Genomic DNA, 1,230 nt, shown 5'->3' on the forward strand with positions numbered 1-1,230 from the left:
CTGCGCCCGGTAAGCATGCCCCGGCGGCAGTGCGCCCCGCAATAGAGCAAACCAAGACAATCGGGAGCATGACGCGCTGCAGCGTTCTCTCCTGGCCGGCACTTTCTCCTGGCCCGGTGTTCCGCCCTTGCCGGAAGCGGGCCTGTGGGGTAAAACAACCCACACCCTTTGACCAGCCCGTTGGGCCGCCCGCCATGATCATTCATATCGATATGGACGCTTTTTTTGCCTCTGTGGAGCAAATGGACAACCCCGACCTGCGGGGCCGCCCGGTTATTGTGGGCGGCAGCAGCGACAGGGGGGTGGTTTCCACCTGTTCTTACGAGGCCCGCACCTTCGGCGTACACTCGGCCATGCCTATGGTCGTGGCGCGCCGCCTGTGTCCGCAGGCCGTCATTGTGCGCGGGCGCTACCAGCGTTATACCGAGCTTTCCCACGCCATCATGTCTGCCCTGAAAGACTTTTCGCCTCTGGTGGAACCGGCCAGCGTGGACGAGGCGTATATGGACGCCACGGGCCTTGAACGGCTTTTCGGACCGCTGGAAGCGCTGGTGGCGGCCATTAAAGCCCGCATTGAGGATGTGACCGGAGGGCTGACCTGTTCCGTGGGCGTGGCTCCGGTCAAATTTCTTGCCAAGATATGCTCGGACGTGAACAAGCCCGACGGCGTATTCATTTTACGGCAGGAAGAAATGGACGCCTTTCTGTGCGCCCTGCCTGTGGGCAAGATACCCGGAGTCGGCAAACGCACGGTGCAGAGCCTTCAGGACCTCGGCGTCAGAACCGTGGCCCAGTTGCGCCGCTTCAGCCCGGACTTTATGGAGCGCCGTTTCGGCAAGTGGGGCCTTGCCCTCTACGAACGCGCCCAAGGGCGCGACAGCCGCAAGGTGGAGACAGAACGCGAGGCCAAGAGCGAAAGCGCGGAATGTACCTTTGCCGAAGACACGCGGGACAGGGATTTTTTACAGCGCATGCTCATGGCCCACGCCGAGCGCGTGGGCAGTTCATTGCGGCGGCACGGCTACCGGGGGCGCACCATTACCCTGAAGGTAAAATTTTGCGACTTCAAGCAGATCACGCGCTCCCGCACGCTGGAAGAACCCGTCAATGCCACGGAAACCATTTTTGAAACAGGCTGCCGCCTGCTGGCAGATTTGCCCCTGCCGCAGCCCGTGCGCCTTATCGGCCTTGGCGTGTCCGGCTTTGATGCGCCCCCCGGCCAGCTTTTTC

General features: G+C 62.2%; 1 protein-coding gene. It reads left to right on the plus strand.

Features of this window, described 5'->3' with window-relative positions:
* Positions 1 to 194: 194 nt before the first annotated feature.
* On the plus strand, positions 195 to 1,230 hold a 1,036-nt coding region (gene dinB, locus V6C16_RS13615), incomplete at its 3' end, for a DNA polymerase IV (RefSeq protein ID WP_333543483.1).

It is taken from the genome of Desulfovibrio sp. 1188_IL3213 (assembly GCF_036763145.1).
Lineage (GTDB): Bacteria > Desulfobacterota > Desulfovibrionia > Desulfovibrionales > Desulfovibrionaceae > Desulfovibrio.